Annotated in this window: 16 protein-coding genes; 7 read left to right on the top strand and 9 right to left on the bottom strand. The window is 75.0% G+C overall.

What is annotated here, in order from left to right:
• Window positions 1-16 precede the first annotated feature (16 nt).
• Entirely contained in the window at window positions 17-583 is a 567-nt protein-coding gene (locus ABWI04_RS18760; RefSeq protein ID WP_345182271.1) for a PadR family transcriptional regulator, read from the top strand.
• A 31-nt stretch (window positions 584-614) separates the two neighbouring features.
• Here ABWI04_RS18760 and ABWI04_RS18755 read toward each other — a convergent pair whose 3' ends face one another.
• Window positions 615-1,601 carry a diacylglycerol/lipid kinase family protein gene (locus tag ABWI04_RS18755; protein WP_345182273.1) on the bottom strand — a complete coding sequence of 329 codons (987 nt, stop codon included), beginning with the start codon at window positions 1,599-1,601 and terminating at the stop codon, window positions 615-617.
• A 169-nt stretch (window positions 1,602-1,770) separates the two neighbouring features.
• Here ABWI04_RS18755 and ABWI04_RS18750 point away from each other — a divergent pair, with 169 nt between their 5' ends.
• The 5 genes from ABWI04_RS18750 to ABWI04_RS18730 all read left to right on the top strand — a co-directional run bounded on the left by ABWI04_RS18750 (window position 1,771) and on the right by ABWI04_RS18730 (window position 7,630).
• Window positions 1,771-2,787, top strand: coding sequence for an alpha/beta hydrolase (locus tag ABWI04_RS18750; RefSeq protein WP_345182275.1), 1,017 nt, complete (start codon window positions 1,771-1,773; stop codon window positions 2,785-2,787).
• Window positions 2,788-2,804: 17 nt separating this feature from the next.
• On the top strand, window positions 2,805-3,692 hold the full coding sequence (locus ABWI04_RS18745) for an amidohydrolase family protein (RefSeq protein WP_345182277.1): 888 nt from the start codon (window positions 2,805-2,807) through the stop codon (window positions 3,690-3,692).
• Window positions 3,693-3,800: 108 nt separating this feature from the next.
• Window positions 3,801-3,932, top strand: coding sequence for a hypothetical protein (locus tag ABWI04_RS18740; RefSeq protein WP_345182279.1), 132 nt, complete (start codon window positions 3,801-3,803; stop codon window positions 3,930-3,932).
• Window positions 3,933-4,134: 202 nt separating this feature from the next.
• Window positions 4,135-5,637 (top strand): cellulase family glycosylhydrolase, encoded by a 1,503-nt coding sequence (locus ABWI04_RS18735; protein ID WP_353833218.1) that lies wholly within the window; start codon window positions 4,135-4,137, stop codon window positions 5,635-5,637.
• Between the two features lies 1 nt (window position 5,638).
• Window positions 5,639-7,630, top strand: a complete 1,992-nt coding sequence (locus tag ABWI04_RS18730) for a glycoside hydrolase family 44 protein (RefSeq protein WP_353833217.1) — start codon at window positions 5,639-5,641, stop codon at window positions 7,628-7,630.
• A gap of 26 nt (window positions 7,631-7,656) precedes the next feature.
• Here ABWI04_RS18730 and ABWI04_RS18725 read toward each other — a convergent pair whose 3' ends face one another.
• Genes ABWI04_RS18725 through ABWI04_RS18715 form a run of 3 tightly spaced genes read right to left on the bottom strand, consistent with a single transcriptional unit; the run spans window position 7,657 to window position 10,186 of the window.
• Entirely contained in the window at window positions 7,657-8,703 is a 1,047-nt protein-coding gene (locus ABWI04_RS18725; RefSeq protein WP_345182285.1) for a cation diffusion facilitator family transporter, read from the bottom strand.
• Window positions 8,700-9,089, bottom strand: coding sequence for an ArsR/SmtB family transcription factor (locus ABWI04_RS18720; RefSeq protein ID WP_345182287.1), 390 nt, complete (start codon window positions 9,087-9,089; stop codon window positions 8,700-8,702). The genes ABWI04_RS18725 and ABWI04_RS18720 overlap by 4 nt, the downstream gene beginning before the upstream one ends.
• A gap of 23 nt (window positions 9,090-9,112) precedes the next feature.
• Entirely contained in the window at window positions 9,113-10,186 is a 1,074-nt protein-coding gene (locus tag ABWI04_RS18715; protein ID WP_345182289.1) for a DUF6777 domain-containing protein, read from the bottom strand.
• A 99-nt stretch (window positions 10,187-10,285) separates the two neighbouring features.
• On the opposite strand from ABWI04_RS18715, the gene ABWI04_RS18710 reads away from it, so the two are divergent.
• Entirely contained in the window at window positions 10,286-11,773 is a 1,488-nt protein-coding gene (locus tag ABWI04_RS18710) for a serine/threonine-protein kinase (protein WP_353833215.1), read from the top strand.
• A gap of 5 nt (window positions 11,774-11,778) precedes the next feature.
• Here ABWI04_RS18710 and ABWI04_RS18705 read toward each other — a convergent pair whose 3' ends face one another.
• Genes ABWI04_RS18705 through ABWI04_RS18685 form a run of 5 tightly spaced genes read right to left on the bottom strand, consistent with a single transcriptional unit; the run spans window position 11,779 to window position 19,193 of the window.
• Window positions 11,779-12,972, bottom strand: coding sequence for a VWA domain-containing protein (locus ABWI04_RS18705; protein ID WP_353833214.1), 1,194 nt, complete (start codon window positions 12,970-12,972; stop codon window positions 11,779-11,781).
• Window positions 12,969-15,167, bottom strand: coding sequence for a DUF5682 family protein (locus ABWI04_RS18700; protein ID WP_353833213.1), 2,199 nt, complete (start codon window positions 15,165-15,167; stop codon window positions 12,969-12,971). The genes ABWI04_RS18705 and ABWI04_RS18700 overlap by 4 nt, the downstream gene beginning before the upstream one ends.
• Window positions 15,164-16,297 (bottom strand): ATP-binding protein, encoded by a 1,134-nt coding sequence (locus ABWI04_RS18695; protein ID WP_425550322.1) that lies wholly within the window; start codon window positions 16,295-16,297, stop codon window positions 15,164-15,166. The genes ABWI04_RS18700 and ABWI04_RS18695 overlap by 4 nt, the downstream gene beginning before the upstream one ends.
• Window positions 16,294-17,805: a DUF5691 domain-containing protein gene (locus ABWI04_RS18690; RefSeq protein WP_353833212.1), complete on the bottom strand. Its 1,512-nt coding sequence runs from the start codon at window positions 17,803-17,805 to the stop codon at window positions 16,294-16,296. Before ABWI04_RS18690 ends, ABWI04_RS18695 begins: the two co-directional genes overlap by 4 nt.
• Window positions 17,802-19,193, bottom strand: a complete 1,392-nt coding sequence (locus tag ABWI04_RS18685; RefSeq protein WP_353833211.1) for an SWIM zinc finger family protein — start codon at window positions 19,191-19,193, stop codon at window positions 17,802-17,804. The genes ABWI04_RS18690 and ABWI04_RS18685 overlap by 4 nt, the downstream gene beginning before the upstream one ends.
• Between the last annotated feature and the right edge of the window lie 45 nt (window positions 19,194-19,238).

The raw sequence follows: 19,238 nt of genomic DNA, 5'->3' as shown, positions 1-19,238 counted from the left end.
CGATCAGGGGGAGAGGATGTCGACGACGCGGCTGCTGGTGCTCGGCGGGGTGCGCAGGTTCGGGCGGGCGCACGGCTACGAGGTCCGCCGTGAGCTGCTCTCCTGGGGCTCGGACGAGTGGGCCCACGTCAACCCGGGCTCGATCTACCACGCGCTCAGGCAGCTGGCCAAGGAGGGCCTGCTGCACGCCCACGAGGTGGAGGAGAGCGAGGCGGGCCCGCCGCACACCGACTACGAGATCACCGAGGCCGGCCGGGCGGAGTTCCACCGGCTGCTGCGCTCCGCCCTCTCCGCGGTGGACGTCCGGCATCCGGAGATGCTGACGGCGGGCCTCGGGTTCCTCACCGAGCTGCCGCGCGCCGAGGCGCTCGCCCTGCTGCGCGAGCGCCTCGACGGCCTCGCCGCCTGGCGCGCCTCCGTCGCCCCGCCCCTGGACGAGCTGGACCCCTCCGACCACCTGCGCGAGCTGCTCGGCTGGTGGGTCCACTCCGCCGACTCCGCCAGGGCCTGGACGCTCGGCGTGATCGAGCGCCTGGAGGCGGGCGCCTACGTCATGGCCGACGAGCGCGGCGCGACCGGCTGACGGCCCGGGCGCCCGCGGCGCCCGCGGCCGGTCAGGTGTCGACGAACGTCCTGGGGACGATCACCCGCAGCGCGTTGCCGCGCAGCTTGATCGACACCGGGGTGCGGCCGCGGACCTCGCCGTCCACGTCCACCTGCATCGGCGGGTCGGTCTCGATCTCCACGTTCGCCGTGGTGAGGAAGGCGTCGTCCTCCAGCGACCGCCACGGGCCGGTGAGGACGTGCCGGGCCGTGGCCGACGCCAGCCGCAGCCGCCGCTCGTCGCCGAGCCGGTACACGGCCAGCAGCCGGTCGTCCGGGCTGGCGTCGCGGGCGATGCGCTGCCCGCTGTGGTGCGCGCCGTTGGCGACGTTCAGCTGGTGCGTCGCGACCTCGTGCGTCTCGCCGTCGATCGTGATGCGGGCGGTGAACGCCTTGTGCCGGGGCAGCAGCCCCGCCGCCGTCAGCGCGTAGGCGGGGCGCCCGATGAACCGCTTGAGCGTGTGCGGGACGTGCTCGGCGACCTCGACCGACAGGCCGAGGCTGACCATGTTGGCGAAGATGTGCTCGCGGTCGGCGCCCGGCCCCTCGCCCTGCGGGTCGCCCGTCGACTCGAACCAGCCCACGTCGACGTCGGCGACCTTCCCGCCGCCCGGCCGGCCGAGGGCGAGGGTCGCGACCGCGCCCGGCAGGTCGAGCGGCAGCTCCAGGCTGCGGGCGAAGTTGTTGGTGGTGCCGAGCGGCAGCACCCCGAGCGCGATGTCGCGGTGCGCCAGGTGCCCGACCGCCTCGGCGACCGTGCCGTCCCCGCCGCCGACGACCACCAGGTCGGGCTCCAGGGCGAGGACGTCGGTGAACAGCTCCCGCAGGCGGGCCGGGTCGGTCACCGGGAAGACGTGCGGGAACTCCAGGCCCGCCTCGCGCAGCAGGCGGCGCGCCGTGCCGTAGAGCCGCCGCCCCCGCCGGGAGCGGGAGTTGATCACCAGCGCCGCGCGCCCGCCGCCCGCGATCGCCGATTCCAGCTCCGCCTTGCTCCGCATCTGGACGCTCCGCATCTCTTCCGGTCGCCCCCTTCGTCCGCGCCACCCTGGAGGGTACGTGGACCGGAACTCCCGGCCCGACATTTTATAAACCGATTACACAGCGTTGAAACATTCCCGTCAGAGGGAACCTTTACCAGCAGGCGCCTCTGGACGACCGGGGGAGATCATGCGGTTGCGCGGCTTGGCGGGAGCGGGACTCATCGTTGCGGTCGCCGGGCTGACCGCGTCCATCGCGGCGGGCGGCACGGCCCCGCCCGGCGCCCCGGCCGACGACGGCGCGGCCGTGGTCGGCGAGCGCCGCCCGCGCCGCCGCGTCCTCGACCTGGCCGTGCGCTCCCCCGTCCTGGCGGACGTCGTCCACGTCCGCCTCCTGCTGCCGCCCGGCTGGTCGCGCGACGCCTCCCGCACCTGGCCGGCGCTCTGGCTCCTGCACGGGGCCTCCGCGGGCCGGGACGGCCACACCGCGTGGAGCGAGCACAGCGACATCGAGGAGCTGACCGAGGACGCCGATGTGATCGTCGTCATGCCGGACGGCGGCCCGTGCGGCAGCTACACCGACTGGTGGAACCGCGGCGGCGGCGGCGCCCCGAAGTGGGAGACCTTCCACCTCGCCGAGCTGCGGCAGATCCTGGAGCGCGGATACCGCGCGGGCCCGGACCGCGCCGTCGCCGGCAACGCGATGGGCGGGCTCGGCGCGCTGGCGTACGCGGCCAGGCACCGGGGCCTCTTCCGGGCGGCGGCGTCGTTCAGCGGGCCGGTCCACACGCTGCACCGCGACCCGGCCGGTCTCGACGTCGCCGACCTCGTCGAGCTGAGCGTCGCGATCGGCGCGCCGTCCCTCGACTGGACGGACGTGTGGGGCGACCCCGACGAGCAGCGCGTCGTGTGGCGCCAGCACAACCCCTACGACCTCGCCGGGCGCCTCGCGGGCGTCCGGGTGCACGTCAGTGCGGGGGACGGCGCCCCCGGCCCCTTCGACCACCCCGGCCGGGGCGGGCGGGACCCCGTCCCGCACGACGCGCTGGAGGCCCTCGCCCACACCGTCTCCCGCGAGTTCGCGGGCAAGCTGAAGAAGCTCGGCGTCCCCGTCTCCACGCACTTCTACCGCGGCACCCACACCTGGCCGTACTGGCGCCGCGAGCTGCGGGCCGCGCTGCCCGCCCTGCTCGCCGAGATCACCTGAGCGGCTAGGGTCGGGGCGTGGCCGAACCTCGTTCTGATTCAGCTGTCCCCGCGTTCTGGCGGTCGCTCGGGCTGCCCGGCATCATCGACGTCCACGTCCACTTCATGCCGCAGCGCCTGATGAGCGCGGTGTGGGACTACTTCGACGAGGCCGGGCCGCTGATCGGCACCGAGTGGCCCATCCGCTACCGCGACTCCGAGCAGGAGCGGCTGGACTTCCTGCGCGGGCTCGGCGTCCGCGCGTTCACCTCGCTCGCCTACCCGCACCGGCCCGGAATGGCCGAGTCCCTGAACGAGTGGGCCGCCCGGTTCGCCGCCCGGGTCCCCGAGTGCCTCCAGTCCGCCACTTTCTATCCCGAGCCCGGCGTCGAGGAGTACGTGCGCCGCGCGCTGGACGCGGGCGCCCGCGTCTTCAAGGTCCACCTCCAGGTCGGCGGCTTCGATCCGCGCCTCAAGGAGCTGGACGCGGTCTGGGGGATGCTCGCCGACGCCGGCGTGCCCGCCCTCGTCCACGCCGGCTCCGGGCCGGTGGCCAACGGCTTCACCGGGCCCGGCCCGTTCGGCGAGGTGCTCGCCCGCCACCCGGGCCTGACGGCGATCGTCGCCCATCTCGGCGCGCCTGAGTTCGAGGGCTTCTTCGCCCTGGCCGACGCCCACGAGCGCGTCCGCCTCGACACGACGATGATCTTCACCCGCTTCGCCGCCCTGGCGCCCTTCCCGGACGCGCTGCTGCCCCGGCTGCGCGACCTCGGCCTGGAGGGGCGCATCCTGCTCGGCACCGACTTCCCGAACATCCCCTACGAGTACGCGCACCAGCTGGAGTCGCTGGCCGCGCTCGGCCTCGGCGACGACTGGCTGCGCACGGTCTGCTGGCACGGCCCCGCCGACCTGTTCGCCCTCTCCTAGCCGGCACACCGCTGTTGCGGCGTCCCGGGCATCGCGGACTGTCTCCGGTGTGGTCGGAGTCAATGCTTCGACCTTTTGTGAGGGATAAAACGAGATGGAGTGATCGATATGGCTGGCGGCAAACTGCCGGAGAAGCGCGACGACTGGGCCGACAAGCAGCCCGTGGTCAGCGGTTCCGAGGAGGACCTCAACGAGGTCATCGACGAGGTGGCGAAGAACCTCGGCGTCGAGCGGGGCTAGCGGAACTGACGAACGGCCCTTGTTGATTGATTAAGCAGACCGGTCCCGCCCCCCGGGCGGGGCCGGTCTTTTTTCACGGGTTTTCACGCGGGGTGCCTGGTCAGCGCGGGACGGCTGGAGCCGTCCTTGACAGGCCGGGTGCCGCGGCCGACTGTGGGAGCGCTCCCACCCCGTCGATCGAGGACCCCGTATGAGAACGACCGTGACCGTGAGACTCCGGCGGACCCGCCTCGTCCCGATCATCGTGGCCGTGCTGCTGGCGCTGGCGTTAGTCCAGGCCGCGCCGCGCCCCGCCCGCGCGGCGGGCGCCGGCTACTGGCACACCAGCGGCCGGCAACTGCTCGACGCCGCCGGGCAGCCGGTGCGGATGACGGGCGTCAACTGGTTCGGCGCCGAGACGTCCAACTACGCGCCGCACGGCCTCTGGTCGCGCGGCTACAAGGACATGCTCGACCAGATCAAGAGCCTGAGGTACAACACGCTGCGGCTGCCCTACAGCAGCCAGCTGTTCGACTCCGGCAGCACGCCGAACAGCATCGACTACTCCAAGAACCCCGACCTGCAGGGGCTGAACGGGCTGCAGATCCTGGACAAGATCATCGCTTACGCGGGGCGGATCGGGCTCAAGGTCGTCCTCGACCGGCACCGCCCGGACTCCGGCGGCCAGTCCGCGCTCTGGTACACCGCCGCCTACCCCGAGTCGCGCTGGATCTCCGACTGGACGATGCTCGCCCGGCACTACGCGGGCGACACCACGGTCATCGGGGCCGACCTGCACAACGAGCCGCACTCCCCGGCGTGCTGGGGCTGCGGCGACCAGTCGAGGGACTGGCGGCTGGCCGCCGAGCGGGCCGGCAACGCGATCCTCGCGGCCAACCCGAACTGGCTGATCATCGTCGAGGGCGTCAACGACCAGGGGAGCGACAACTACTGGTGGGGCGGCAACCTCCAGGGCGCCGCGCAGTACCCCGTGCGGCTGAACGTCGCGAACCGGCTCGTGTACTCCGCCCACGACTACGCCACGTCGGTGTACCCGCAGCCGTGGTTCGACGACCCGTCCTTCCCGTCCAACCTGGCCGGGATCTGGGACAAGAACTGGGGCTACCTCTACAAGAACAACGTCGCGCCGGTCCTGCTCGGCGAGTTCGGGACGACGCTGAGGGACCCGCGCGACCAGACGTGGCTGCGCACCCTGATGGCCTACCTCGGCAAGGGCACGGGCGGCGTCTCCTTCACCTTCTGGTCGTGGAACCCCAACTCGGGCGACACCGGCGGCATCCTCAACGACGACTGGACGACCGTCAACACGACGAAGCAGGCCTACCTCGACCCCTACCTGCTCGGCGCGGGCGACCCGGGCGGCGACCCCGGCGACCCGGGCACGCCGGGAACGTCGTGCAAGGTCGCCTACACCGTGCAGAACAGCTGGTCAGGCGGTTTCACCGCCCAGGTCACCATCACCAACACCGGGTCCTCGGCGCTGAACGGCTGGACGCTGGAGTTCGCCTTCCCCGGCGACCAGAAGGTCGGCCAGGGGTGGAGCGCGGCCTGGTCGCAGAGCGGCGCCGCCGTCACGGCCAAGAACCTCGACTGGAACGCCTCGGTCGCGCCCGGCGCCTCGCTCACGGTCGGGTTCCAGGCGACCGGCGCGGCGAGCGGCGCGCCCGCCGCGTTCGAGGTGAACGACAAGGCATGCGAGGTGTGACATGACCAGGAAGGCCTGGCTCGCCGTCGCCGCAGCCGCCGCGCTCCTGCCGTGGGCCGCGCCCCCGGCACAGGCCGCGGACGGGCCCGCGCTGACCGTCGACCCGTCCGCGTCCCGGCACGCGATCAGCCCCTACGTGTACGGGATGAACTTCGCGTCCGAGGAACTCGCCAAGGAGCTGCGCCTCCCCGTCCGGCGGTGGGGCGGCAACGCGACGACGCGCTACAACTATCTCTTCGATGAGACCAACCGGGGCTCGGACTGGTACTTCGAGAACGTGCCCGGCCCCGCGCCGGACCCCGCGAAGCTCCCCGACGGATCCGAGACCGACCAGTTCACCGAGCAGGACCGCCGGACCGGCACCGGCACGCTCCTGACCGTCCCGCTGATCGGCTGGACGCCGAAGGGCCGCGACTACACCTGCGGGTTCGGCATCGCCAAGTACGGCCCGCAGCAAGGCGCCGACGCCCAGTGGCGGCCCGACTGCGGCAACGGGGTCAAGCCGGACGGCTCGAACGTCACGGGCAACGACCCGGCCGACACCAGCGTCCCGGCCGGCCCCCGGTACGTCACCGACTGGCTGTCCCACCTGACCGGCAAGTACGGCCGGGCGGACGACGGCGGGGTGCGCTTCTACGATCTCGACAACGAGCCCGACCTCTGGCACGCCACCCACCGCGACGTGCACCCGGACGGCGCCGGCTACGACGAGATGCGCCGCCAGACGTACGCGATCGCCTCCGCGGTGAAGGCCGCCGACCCGGGGGCCAGGACGCTCGGCCCGGTCGGCTGGGGCTTCCAGTCGCTGACGATGTCGGGCCTGGACAAGCAGACCTGCGACCGCGAGGGCGGGGACTGCTGGTCGAACCCGCCGGACCGGGCGGCGCACGGCGGCGTCCCGTTCGCCGACTGGTACCTGCGGCAGATGAAGGCCTACGAGCAGGAGCACGGCACCCGCATCCTCGACTACTTCGACGAGCACATCTACCCGCAGCAGGCCGGGGTGTCCTCCGCCGACCCCGGCGACGCGGCGACCCAGGAGCTCCGGCTGCGCTCCACCCGGCAGCTGTGGGACCCGGCCTACACCGACGAGAGCTGGATCGGCCAGCCGATCAACTACATCCCGCGGATGCGCGAGCTCGTGAACCAGAACTATCCGGGCACCAAGCTGGCGATCACCGAGTACAACTGGGGCGCGCTCGGCCATCTGAACGGCGCGCTGGCCCAGGCGGACGTCCTCGGGATCTTCGGCCGCGAGGGGCTCGACCTGGCGACGCTGTGGGCGCCGCCGGGCGCGTCCGACCCGGGCGCCTACGCGTTCCGCATGTACCGGAACTACGACGGCGCGGGCGCCTCGTTCGGCGAGACGTCCGTCCGCGCGTCGAGCGCCGACCAGGGCAGGCTCGCGGTGTACGCGGCGGAGCGCGCGTCCGACGGGGCGCTCACCCTCATGATCGTGAACAAGTCGCTCACCGACGACCTCACCAGCACCGTCTCGATCGCCGGGCGGTCGGGCTCGGCGGCGGGGCGCGTCTACCGGTACGGCGGCGCCGACCCGGCCGCGATCGTCCGCGCCCCGGACGTGGCGGTGGGAGCGGACGGGTTCACCTCGGCGTTCCCCGCGTCCTCGATCACGCTGGTCGAGATCCCGGCGGGCGGCGGCCCGGCCGCCCCGGCGTGCGCGGCCGGGTACTCGGTGCAGAGCCAGTGGGGGACGGGCTTCACCGCGCAGGTCACCGTCGCCAACACCGGGACCTCGCCCATCGAGGGCTGGGCGCTGAAGTTCGCGTTCGGCGCGGGGCAGCGCGTCACCCAGGGCTGGAACGCCGCCTGGTCGCAGAGCGGCCCGGACGTGACCGCCCGCAACCTCGACTGGAACCGGACGATCCGGCCGGGAGGCTCGGTGACGATCGGCTTCAACGGATCGAGCGGCGGGGCGAACCCGCCCCCGAGCGCCTTCACGGTGAACGGCGCCGCCTGCACCGCCCGCTGATCACGGGGCGGCGCGCCCGCGCGGCCCTAGTGGTCGCACGGCGCGCCGCCCGCGTGCTCGTGGGGCTCGGCGGCCTCCGCCACATGGCGGGGGCCGTGCGCGTCGTCGCAGTGGACGTGGCCGCCGCCGGACGGCTCGGCCACGTGGTCGACCTCCAGCGTCGTGTGCGTGATCGCGTAGGCGTCGCGCAGCAGCTCCTGCAGGTCGCGGCGGACGGCGTGGCAGTCGCCCTGGGAGTCCACGAGCACGTGCGCCGACAGCGCCGGGTAGCCCGAGCTGACCTCCCACACGTGCAGGTCGTGGACCTCCTCGACGCACGGGCGGCCGGCGAGCCGCGCGCCGAGCTCGGACGGGTCGATCCCGGCGGGCGCGGCCTCCATGAGCACCCGGCCCGCGTCCCGCAGCAGCCGGTACCCGGCCTTGAGCATCAGCGCGGCCACCACCAGCGAGGCGATCGCGTCCGCGCGGGCGAAGCCCGTCGTCCACACGACCAGGCCCGCGACCGCGGTCGCGACGAACGCGAACAGGTCGTTCAGGATGTGCTGGAACGCGCCCTCGACGTTCAGGCTGCGCCGGTCCGCCCGGCTGATCAGCATCGTCGCCGCGACGTTGACGGCGATGCCCGCGAGGGCCGTCCAGAAGACGAACTGGCCCTCCACCGCGGGCGGCTCGACCAGCCGCCGGACCCCCTCGTACACGAAGTAGACGGTGAGCAGGATCAGCGTCAGCCCGTTCAGCTGCGCGGAGAGGATCTCGGCGCGGCGCAGGCCGAAGGTGTACCCGCCCTTCGGCGGGCGCGCGGCGATGCGCATCGCGACCAGCGCCAGCGCGATCGCGAACGCGTCGGTCATCATGTGCGCGGCGTCGGTGATCAGTGCCAGCGACCCGGCGAGCAGGCCGACGACCACCTCGCCCGACATGTAGGCGATGATCAGCGCCAGCGCGCCGGTCAGCAGCCGCCGGTCGGCGCCGGCGGAGACGGCGTGCCCGTGCCCGTGGCCGTGCCCCCCGTGCCGGGCGCCCCCGTGCTCGTGCCCCCGCTTCCCGGGCGTGTCCCCGCGGTCCCCGATCATGGGCCTTCCTCCCCGTGGCCGACGTGGGTGAGGGCGAGATCGAGCAGCAGCCGGACGTGCGAGTCGTCCAGCCGGTAGTAGGCCATCCGGCCGGCGCGGCGGACGCGCACGACGCGGTTGGCGCGCAGCAGGCGCAGCGCGTGCGAGACCGCCGACTCCGAGTGCCCGCAGGACGCGGCGATGTCGCACACGCACATCTCTCCCCCTTCGAGCAGTGCGGTGATCACCCGCAGCCGGCCGGGGTCGGACAGCAGCCCGAACACCTGCGCCAGCTCGGTGATCGTCTCCGTGTCCGGCAGGGAGGCCGAGACGGCGGCGACCTTCGCGGCGTCGACCACCCGGACGGCGCAGGCGTCCGGGGCGATGACATCTGAAGCACTGCTCATATGAGCAAAGATAGCGCACGATCTCAGGAGGTCGCGGGCGCGGGCTCCCTCGACGGCGGCAGGGAGACGGGCCCGTGCGCCTCGTCGCCCGGCGCCTCCTTCCCACCGGCGCCCGTACCCGGGTCCTGCGTGACCACGCCCGGCGACGGGGACGAGAGCGCGGGGCCCGGGGTCTGCGGTCCGGGCGACTCGGTCCCCGGTGACCGCGCGCCGGGCGACTCCGGCGCGGGCGCCTCGGTGCCGGGCGACTCCGTGCCGGGGGACTCGGCGCCGGGCGTCTCCAGGCCCGAGCCGGACGGCGCGGGCGAGTCGCTCGCCACGACCTCGGTCTCCGCCGGCGGCAGCGCGGTCGGCGGCCCGTCCGACGCCCCTCCGGTGGCGCGGGGCCGGGCGAATCCCATCGTGGCCTCCGGGTCGACAAGGACGAAAGTGGCGATCGGTCCCTTACGGGAATCCCGCGGCTGTACCCGGGTGACATTCCCCTTCTCGAATCCCGGCCAGGACCGGCCACTGTACGACGCGTTCCGGGTGGAGATCTTTTTGCCGGGCGGACTGAGGGGATTGCCGCAATTGCACTTCACCGTGGGCACTCCGTAACCATTGACCAGAACGCCCATTCCGGCCTGAAGGACGGCGGGGTCGCTCACCGCCTCCCCGTCCCGGTACCCGTGGTTGGTGACGAGCGTGTCGGTGCGCAGCAGCACCGGCGTCTGCCGCGACACGTACTGCGGGATGTCGCCCACCGGGATGCCCTGCACGCGCGCCCACGCCCGCGCCTTGTCGGGATGAGTCCGCAGGAAGGCGACGAGCCGCTCCCTGTCGCAGGTGGAAGCGCGGCGCGTTCCGCCGTAGAGTCCCGGTGCGTCCCCCTCCTTCGTGCCGCCCGCCTGCGGCCGCGCCTTCACGTCCACCCTGTCGGTGCCGGACACCAGCGTGTACGGGTCGGGCCCCGGCGATCCCACCGTCAGCCGCGTGATGGTCGCGCCGGCGTCCCCGCAGCCGGTCAGCGCGCCGGCCGCCACGAGGGCCGCGACGCACCCCGCCAGCGGCACGGCGCCGGGCCTGGACCGCGCAATCGTCGAACGAATCTGCAGCATCTCTTCTCCCGCTTCGGGCTCGCCGAACCTATACTCTTCGATGCCGGGCGGAGCGGTTTTGTGCCCGCGGGAATGCTCAATTTTTTCGAGAGGGTGCGAATGGCGGGTCCTGTTCCCCTCACAGCGGCCGATCCCACCCGGCTCGGACGGTGGGAGCTGCTCGGCCGGATCGGCGCCGGCGGCCAGGGCGCGGTCTACCTCGGCCGGCCCGCCGAGCCGGGCCCCGGGCCGTCCCGGGTCGCCGTCAAGCTGCTGCACGCCCAGCTCGCCGGCGACGCCAGCGCGCGGGAGCGGTTCGTGCGCGAGATGGCCGTCCTGGAGCGGGTCGCCGGGTTCTGCACCGCGCAGATGCTCGCCGCCGACGTGGTGGGCGACCGCCCCTACATCGTCAGCGAGTACGTGCCGGGACCGTCGCTGCGCGCCCTCGTCCACGACCAGGGGCCGCGCACCGGCGCGGCGCTCGACCGCCTCGCGATCAGCTCGGTGACGGCGCTGTCGGCGATCCACCGCGCGAACGTCGTGCACCGCGACCTCAAGCCGCAGAACGTGCTGATGGGCCCGGACGGGCCGCGCGTGATCGACTTCGGCATCGCCCGCGCGTTCGACGCGAGCGCGACGATGACGAGCCAGGTGGTCGGCACCCCCGCCTACATGGCGCCCGAGCAGTTCACCGGGCGGGTCGGGCCGTCGGCCGACCTGTTCGCCTGGGCGAGCACCCTGCTGTTCGCCGCCACCGGCCGCGATCCCTTCGCGGGCGGCCCGCTGCCCGCGGTGATGTACCGGATCCTGAACGAGACGCCCGACCTCGGCGCCCTGCCCGGCCCGCTCGCCGAGGTCGCCGCCGCCTGCCTCGCCAAGGACCCGCAGGCCCGTCCCACCTCCGAGGACGTCCTGCTGTGGCTGCTCGGCGAGAGCGAGCGGCACGCCCGCCTGGAGATCCCTCCCGAGTTCCTCACGGAGGACTTCGCCGGCCCGACGTCGCCGGTCCCGGAGCCCGCGGCCGAGCTCGCGCCGCAGCCGGCCGCCGACGCGTCCGCCCCGGATTCCTGGGAGCAGACGCCGACCTGGCCCGGCCCGTCCACGGCTGCGCCCGCTCCGCCTTCACCCGGACCGGCCTCACCCGCGCCGCCTTCGCCCGCGCCGGCTCCCGCGCCGACGCAGGGATCGGCGCCCGCACCGGGCCCGCTGCCCCGGTCGCCCCGCGGCGTCCGGACGCTGCGGCGCGGCCCGGCGGTCGTGACCGGCCTGCTCCTCGCCGGCCTTCTCGCCGCGCTGGACGTCGCCGCCCTCGCGATCCTGATCGCCCGGCCGTCCCTCAGCGAGGGCCACCGGGGCGGCCTTCTGCCCGTGGTCGCCTCGTCGTTCGCGGTCGTCGCCGTCGTCACGCTGGTCGGGGTGATCCTGGCGTGGCGCGGCAGCCGCGCCGCCGCCGGGACGGTGATGGCCGCGCGTGTCGCCCGCGTCGCGATGTGGGCGGCCTGGGGCGCGCTCGTCGAGATCCAGCCGTCCGCGCTGGCCGGCCACGCCCTGGTGACCGCCCTGGTGGTGCTCTTCCTGGTCCGCGGCCTGTCCCGCTCACCGGTCTGACGCGCTCACCGGTCCGGTGCGGCGCGCTCTGACCACTCCTTGAGGTCGCGGCGTTCGATGGCGGCGGCCATCAGCCCGGGGAAGGCGTCGGGGGTGCACGCGAAGGCCGGGACGCCCATCGCGGCCAGGGCCGCCGCGTTGTCGTGGTCGTAGGCGGGCGCGCCCTCGTCCGACAGGGCGAGCAGGACGACGACCTGCACGCCCGACGCCGTCAGCGCCGCGACCCGCTGGAGCATCTCGTCGCGGACGCCGCCCTCGTACAGGTCGCTGATCAGCACGAGGGTCGTCTCGGCCGGTCGCGTCACCAGGCCCTGGCAGTACGCGACGGCGCGGTTGATGTCGGTGCCGCCGCCGAGCTGCGTGCCGAACAGCACCTCCACCGGGTCGTGGAGCTGGTCGGTGAGGTCCACGACGCTGGTGTCGAACACCACCAGCGACGTGCGCAGCGACCGCATCGACGCCAGCACCGCCCCGAACACGCTGGCGTACACCACCGACGCCGCCATCGAGCCGCTCTGGTCGATCGCGAGCACCACGTCCCGCTTGACGGCCTGCCGCCGCCTGCCGTACCCGATCAGCCGTTCCGGCACGAGGGTGCCCTGGTCGGGCAGGTAGTGGCGCAGGTTGGCGCGGATCGTGCGGTCCCAGTCGACGTCGGCGAGCCGCCTCGGGCGCAGCACCCGCGCCGACCGGTCCAGGGCCCCGCCGACGGCCGAGCGGGTCTTCTGCGCGAGCCGCCGCTCCAGGTCGCGCACGACCGTGCGGACCACCGCGCGCGCCGACTCCCTGGCCTTGTCGGGCAGCACCCGGTTCAGCGACAGCAGCGTCCCGACGAGGTGGACGTCGGGCTCGACCGCGTCCAGCATCTCCGGCTCCAGCAGCAGCCGGGTGAGGTCGAGGCGCTCGATCGCGTCCTTCTGCATCACCCGCACGACGCTCGACGGGAAGTAGGTGCGGATGTCGCCGAGCCACCGGGCCACGGAGGGCGCCGAATCGCCGAGCCCGGCGCCGCGCCGCCCCGGCCGCGGCCGCCCCTCGCCGCCGCCGGCCCCGTAGAGCCGCTCCAGCGCGCCGTCCATGCGGACGTCGTCGCCGCCCAGCGTCACGCCGGTCCCGTCGGCCTGGTCGCCGCCCAGCACGAGCCGCCATCGCCGCAGCCGGTCGTCCGCGCTCTCGTCGGTCGCGCTCTCGTTCGTCATGCGGGGCTCTCCCATCCGAGGATCCGCAGGGCCGTGGCGGCCGCCGGGGCGGCCCGGGCCTCGTCGACGTCGTCCTCCGGCGGCCGGTCCCGCCCGGCGGGGGCGCGGCCCCGGCGGCGGAGCCGCTCGCCGATGGCGCGGCGCTCGGCGGCGGGGTAGGCGCCGAAGGTGCGGCGCAGGAGGGGCAGGACGTCGGTGAACGAGTCGGCGGGCAGGCCGGCGATCCACCCGTCGACGAGCCGCAGGAGCGCCTCGTCGTGCAGGAGCAGGAGGCCGCCGCCGGCGAGGAAGCCCTCGACCCAGGCGGCGGCGCGGTCGGGCGCCGCGCCGGTGGACACGGCCCGCGCCATCCGGTCGGGGACGTCGTGCAGCCGCCCGGCGTCCAGCAGCAGGCGGGTGAGGCGCCCCTCGATGAGGCCGTGCAGGGCGTCCGGGCGGCCGAGCAGGCCCTCCAGGGCGCGGCGCCAGCGCTCGACGTGGCCCTCGTCGGCGAGCAGGGACAGGGCGCCGTGGACGGCGTCGACGTGCCCGAGGAACTCGCGGGCGGCGTCGTCGTCGAGCCCGGTGATCGCGGGCGGGAGCCCGACGCAGACCCGGACGACGAGGCCGTCGACCACCGTGCGGAGCGGGCCGGTGGAGGTGCCGCGGACGTCGCCGTAGCGCAGCGCGCGCACCAGCGCGGGCATCGCCGCCATCAGGTGCGCGACGTCGGTGTCGACCGCGGCGCGGTCGGCGAGGGCGCGCATGACCGCGGGGAGCGCGTCGCCGAGGTCGGCGAGCAGGCAGCGCTCGGCCACGTCGGTGAGGTCGGCGAGGGCGGCGGCGCTCTCGGCCGCCTCCCGCGCGCGGGCGGTGCTCGCGCCGCGCACGGTGGTGCCCCACGCGCTCGCCTCGATCAGCTCCACGTCGAACTCGGGCCGCCAGAGCAGCGTCCACGTCTCGCGGAACGTGCCCTTGGAGCGGCTCTCCGACGGGACGCCCCAGTTCACGTCCAGCATGCGGAGCCGGTGCAGCAGGCGGCTGCGCTCCAGGTCGGTGGGCTTGCGCAGGTCGAGGTCCTGCTCCTTCTCAAGGGCGCTCGGCCTGAGCCTGAGCCGCCGCTGCTCGGCCTGGAGGTCGCGCTGCAGCGGCACCATCGGGGTCCGGTCCGGGACGGCGCCGAGCCGCTCGCCGACGACCAGCCGGTCCTGGATGAGCCGGACGGGCAGCTCGGCGCCCTCGCACAGGACGGCCCGGGTCGCCTCGGTGACCTCGTCCAGCCCGGCGAGGGGGCGCCCGCGCAGCGCGGCCAGGGCCTCGGCGAGCCGGACGGCCTCGATCACGTGCGCGGAGGAGACGTGCAGGTCCTCCTCGCGCAGGACGCGGGCGGCGGCGGTCAGCCAGCGCTCGATCGGGCGGTCGCGGGCCGCGAACAGGTGGTGGTACCAGCCGGGGGAGCGCACGCCGGCGCCGTAGCCGGACCGGCCGGCGAGCCGCCCGTGCGTCCACGGCACCCACGTCATGGCGACCTTGGTCTTCGGCAGGCCGCGCAGCGTCCGGTCGTCGCGGCTCGCCGGGACCTTGGCGCGCAGGGCCGGGACGTGCCACGCGCCGCACACCACGGCGATCCGCTCGTGGCCCTCCTTGAGGGCGCGGCGCACCGTCCTGCGCATATGGGCCTCGCGCTGCTCCTCCCGGGCGGCCGGTTCGAGCTCGCCGCGCAGCTCCGCCATGGCCTCGGCGATGGCGGGGAACGGGGACGGGCCGCCGTGGCGGTGCTCGACCACGTCGTCCCACCAGCGCTCGGCGTCGTCGTACCCGGCGGCCTTCGCCAGCCAGCCGAGCGGGTCGAGCCGGATGCCCTCCTCGGGCGGCTCCTCCTCCTCGGCGACGAGCTGGTTCGCGGCGGGCAGGTCGCAGAACCGGACGGGCACGCCCGCCGACAGCGCGTACCTGATCGCCTGCCATTCCGGGCTGAACTCGGCGAACGGCCAGAACGCGGCCCGGCGGTCGCCGTCGGCGGGTGCGGGGGAGTAGGCGAGCAGGGCGACCGGCGGCACCATCCCCGGGTCGCCCGCCAGCTCCACGATCGCGTCGGCCTCGGGCGGCCCCTCGACGAGCACCGCGTCCGGCTTGAAGTCCTCCAGCGCACCCCGCAGCGCGCGGGCCGACCCCGGCCCGTGGTGCCGGATGCCGAAGACTTCGACCTGGCTCAAGAGACCTCCCGGCAGGCGCGGTAGAAGTCCCGCCACTCGGGGCGGTCCCGGACGACCGCCTCCAGGTACTCCTGCCACACGACGCGGTCGGACACCGGGTCCTGGACGACGGCGCCGACGAGCCCGCCCGCCACGTCGGCGGCGCGCAGCACGCCGTCGCCGAAGTGCGCGGCCAGCGCCAGCCCGCTGGTGACCACCGAGATGGCCTCGGCGGTGCTGAGGGTGCCGCTGGGCGACTTCAGCTTGGTGCGCCCGTCGGCCGTCGCCCCGGACCGCAGCTCCCGGAACACCGTGACGACGCGCCGGATCTCCTCCAGGCCCGCCGGGCTCTCGGGCAGCTCCAGCCCGGCGCCGATCTGGTCGACGCGGCGCGCGACGATCGCGACCTCGTCCTCGACGGACTCCGGCAGCGGCAGCACGACCGTGTTGAACCGGCGGCGCAGCGCGCTGGACAGCTCGTTCACGCCGCGGTCGCGGTCGTTGGCGGTCGCGATGACCGTGAAGCCCTTGCGCGCCTGCACCTCGGTGTTCAGCTCGGGCACGGGCAGCGTCTTCTCGGACAGGACGGTGATGAGGGCGTCCTGGACGTCGGAGGGCATCCGGGTCAGCTCCTCGATGCGGGCGACGGAGCCGTGCCGCATCGCGCGCATCAGCGGGCTCTCCACGAGCGCGCGCTCCGAGGGGCCCTCGGCGAGCAGCCGCGCGTAGTTCCAGCCGTAGCGGATCGCCTCCTCCGCCGTGCCCGCCGTGCCCTGCACGAGCAGCGTGGAGTCGCCGCTGATCGCGGCGGCGAGGTGCTCGGACACCCAGGTCTTCGCCGTGCCGGGGACGCCGAGGAGCAGCAGCGCCCGGTCGGTCGCGAGCGTCGCCACCGCGACCTCCATCAGCCGGCGCGGCCCCACGTACTTCGGGGTGATCGCCGTGCCGTCCGGCAGCTCGCCGCCGAGCAGGTACGCGGTGACGGCCCACGGCGACAGCCGCCAGCCGGGCGGCCGGGGCCGGTCGTCGTGCTCGGCCAGCCGCGCCAGCTCGGCGGCGTGCTCCTGCTCGGCGTGCGGCCGCAGCACGGCGCCCGCGGTCGGCGCGGGGGAACCGTCCCCGAGGCCCGCCGGGCCTGCCTCTTCGGTCACTGGTCAAGCTCCTTCAGCATCTCGTCGCGGAAACGCAGGGTCGCGACCAGGTCGGTCACGGCCCGCGGGGCGGCCGGTCCGAGGGCCGCCAGGCGGACCGCGGCGGCCGGGTCGAGCCGCTGGTCGGCGAGCCGGCACAGCTGCGTGATCAGGTGCTCGTCACGGCGGGTGGGGCGCTCGGCCGACGCGCTCAGCGTCTCGACCACCGCGGCGGCGAGCGGCCCGGCCCACGGACCGGGCACCCGTTCCAGGACCCGCAGCAGGCCGGGCCGCCCCTCCACCCAGCGGATCAGGTCGGCCGCCGCCGGGTCGCGCTCCGGGCCGGGCAGGACCGACAGCAGGTCGGCGAGGGCCTCCGGCTCGTCGACCATGACGCCGCCCCTGAGCAGCGCCCGCGCCCAGCCGGTGTCGCGCTGGCCGAGGGCGGCGCGGGCCCAGCCGATGTGGACGTCGCGCCCGTCGGAGTCGGAGACGGGCAGGCACACGATCTCCATGGGCGGCAGCCCGAACAGCTCCGTCCAGGTGGACAGCGGGGTGCGGGCCAGGATCTCGCGCAGCCACGCGGCGCGCGTCCCCACCGGAGCGCCGCCGCCGCGCGGCGCGAACGACCCGGTCGGGTGGAACGGGACGCCGTCGCGCGCCATGTCCTCGTCGTGGGCGTCCGGCGGCTCCACCCGGATCCACGTCTGCTTCCGGCCCTGGACCGTGCGCTCCTCGGCGGTCAGGCAGGCTCGGGCGCGCGCCGCCATGCGCTCCCCGTACGCCGAGCCCGGCACGCGGGCCAGCAGGTCGGACGCGATCTGCCGGACGTCCTTGCCGCGGTCGCCCAGGGCCGCCTCCAGGAACTCCTCGTCGTCGAGGGAGAGCCCGTGCCCGAACGTGGCGAGGAACGCCGCGCGGTCGGGCGCCGGCTCCTTGGCCCAGGTTCCCCGGAGGAGCTCCCGCGCGCGCTCTGGCTCGGTCTCGCGAAGCATGGTCAGGTAGGCCACCCGCCGGTTGCGCGTCCCGGTCTCCCACACTTCGGGGCCGCCGCCGGGGTCGTCGCCGGAGCCGACCAGATAGGCCCAGTCGGTGTTCTGCAGGGCCAGCCACACGCCGCGCCGCCCGCACGCCCGCGCGATCGAGGGCCGCAGCATCCGGTCGCTGCGCCCCCGCTCCAGCAGCTCGGGAAGGGACTGGGCGGGCACCCGCAGGCCCCGGGCGGCCGCCGCGTCCAGCCATTCGGGCAGCACCCGGATCTGCTCGCCGCCGAGGATCCGCCGCAGCCGGGCCGCCGCCGCCCTCGGCACCGCCGGGACGTCCTCCACCGGGGCCAGCGCCACCGGCTCGGGCGCCGCGCCCGCCGGGACCCGCCCCGCCCGCCGCCGGACGGCCAGCAGCGCCGCCTGGTCGAGCAGGCGCCCCGCCCTGTCGGCGCCGCCGTCGGGGGGCGCCTCCGCCAGGACGGGCGGGTCGCGGCGCTCGGTGCCCAGCAGCGCGGCGGTGACGTGCTCGTCCCAGGCGGTCACAGGACCACCGTCCCCTCGTCCTCGTGCCACGCGGCCAGCGGGCGCAGGCCGCGCGGGCGCCACTCCCCGGCCAGGGTGACCGGCCCGCCGCCCGACAGCGCGAGCAGCCGCCACGGATCGCCGATCCGCAGCGGCAGCGCGTCTCCGGCGCCGTCGACGACGTAAAGGTCTCCTTCTCCGGTGCGCGCCAGGCGGACGTCCGCCAGCGTCGCGGGCCAGCGGTCCAGCCACGGGTCGAGCGCGACGGCGGCCGCGTGCTCGTCGAGGAAGCCCCGGACGGACGTCCCCGCGGGCGCGGCCCGCATCGGCGCCCCGTACCGCTCGGCGACCAGCGCCCGCAGCGGCTGCGCGCCCGGATAGAAGACCAGCTCCGCATCGATCTGCATACCCACCACGAGGGAACCGTCCAAGGACGTGCCCGGCGCGGCGAAGGACAGCACGAGCGCGGGACGCCCCGTCCGGCCGCCGCGGAGCCACACCCTGCGCGTGGTGAGCAGGTCTTGCGCGGTGTCGCGCGACCCGGTGACCGACCACAGGTCCCGCACGCGCTCCCCGCCGGACAGCACCTCCTCCTGCGGGACGGTGAAGCCGACCCGCGAGCGGACGGTCTCGCGCAGCCCCTCGGGCAGCTCCTCCCGCCGCTGGTAGGCCCGGACGAGCAGCCGCAGCAGCGCGTACTCCTCCAGCAGGCGCCCGGGCCAGCCGGGCCGGCGCGGGATCGCGGCCAGGCCCCTGACCGGCCCCGCCAGCGCCCCCGCCTGGGCGTCGACGAGCCGCCGCGCCGCGTCGTCCCACAGGCGGTAGGGGGCCTTCTCCGCCTGGGCGAGGCCGTGCGCGACCTGGTCGCGGAGCCACTGGTCGAGCTCGGCGAGCCCGTCGTCGACCCGCCTGGCCCGCCGCTCCGCCGTCTTCGGATCGCGGGCCTTGGCCGCCGGGGCGGGGCGCCGCTCGGCCGCCCGGCCGGCGCGCTCACGGCGGTCCTCCAGCCACTCGGCGACCCACGCGGGACGCGACCCGCCCTCGGCGCCTTCCCCCGCGGCCCCCGGAGCGCCTTCGGCTCCTACCTCTGCGGGGGGACGACCCCCCGCACCCCCCGCAGCGCCTTCGGCTTCTTCTATGAGGCCGTCGGCCCACAGGAACAGCAGCGCCAGGGCGTGCTTGCACGGGAACTTGCGGCTCGGGCACGTGCACCGGAACGCCGGGCCGGTCAGGTCGGCGCACGTCCGGTAGGAGGACTTGCCGCTGCCCTGACACTCGCCCCAGACGGCCTCGCCGTCGCACCCCGTCCCCGCCCACCTGGCGGGCTTGGCGACGCCGCCCGCCGCCCTGGCGGACGACGCGTCGGGCGCGAGCCCGAGCACCTGCTCACGAGACCACCGATCCCTCACACAGCCGAAACTATCGGCGCCCTCGGACAGTCGGCGCCATCGCGG

The sequence above is a fragment of the Actinomadura sp. NPDC000929 genome (assembly GCF_040492065.1).
In the GTDB taxonomy this organism is placed as follows: Bacteria; Actinomycetota; Actinomycetes; order Streptosporangiales; family Streptosporangiaceae; genus Spirillospora; species Spirillospora verrucosospora.
This window is presented reverse-complemented; position numbering and strand designations above follow the sequence as displayed.

Bases quoted from the DNA above. Each gene is read 5' to 3' on its own strand.
- ABWI04_RS18730 (WP_353833217.1), top strand. From the start codon at position 5,639: ATGACCAGGAAGGCCTGGCTCGCCGTCGCCGCAGCCGCCGCGCTCCTG.
- ABWI04_RS18705 (WP_353833214.1), bottom strand. From the start codon at position 12,972: ATGACGAACGAGAGCGCGACCGACGAGAGCGCGGACGACCGGCTGCGG.
- ABWI04_RS18725 (WP_345182285.1), bottom strand. From the start codon at position 8,703: ATGATCGGGGACCGCGGGGACACGCCCGGGAAGCGGGGGCACGAGCAC.
- ABWI04_RS18740 (WP_345182279.1), top strand. From the start codon at position 3,801: ATGGCTGGCGGCAAACTGCCGGAGAAGCGCGACGACTGGGCCGACAAG.
- ABWI04_RS18710 (WP_353833215.1), top strand. From the start codon at position 10,286: ATGGCGGGTCCTGTTCCCCTCACAGCGGCCGATCCCACCCGGCTCGGA.
- ABWI04_RS18755 (WP_345182273.1), bottom strand. From the start codon at position 1,601: ATGCGGAGCAAGGCGGAGCTGGAATCGGCGATCGCGGGCGGCGGGCGC.
- ABWI04_RS18720 (WP_345182287.1), bottom strand. From the start codon at position 9,089: ATGAGCAGTGCTTCAGATGTCATCGCCCCGGACGCCTGCGCCGTCCGG.
- ABWI04_RS18760 (WP_345182271.1), top strand. From the start codon at position 17: ATGTCGACGACGCGGCTGCTGGTGCTCGGCGGGGTGCGCAGGTTCGGG.
- ABWI04_RS18715 (WP_345182289.1), bottom strand. From the start codon at position 10,186: ATGCTGCAGATTCGTTCGACGATTGCGCGGTCCAGGCCCGGCGCCGTG.
- ABWI04_RS18750 (WP_345182275.1), top strand. From the start codon at position 1,771: ATGCGGTTGCGCGGCTTGGCGGGAGCGGGACTCATCGTTGCGGTCGCC.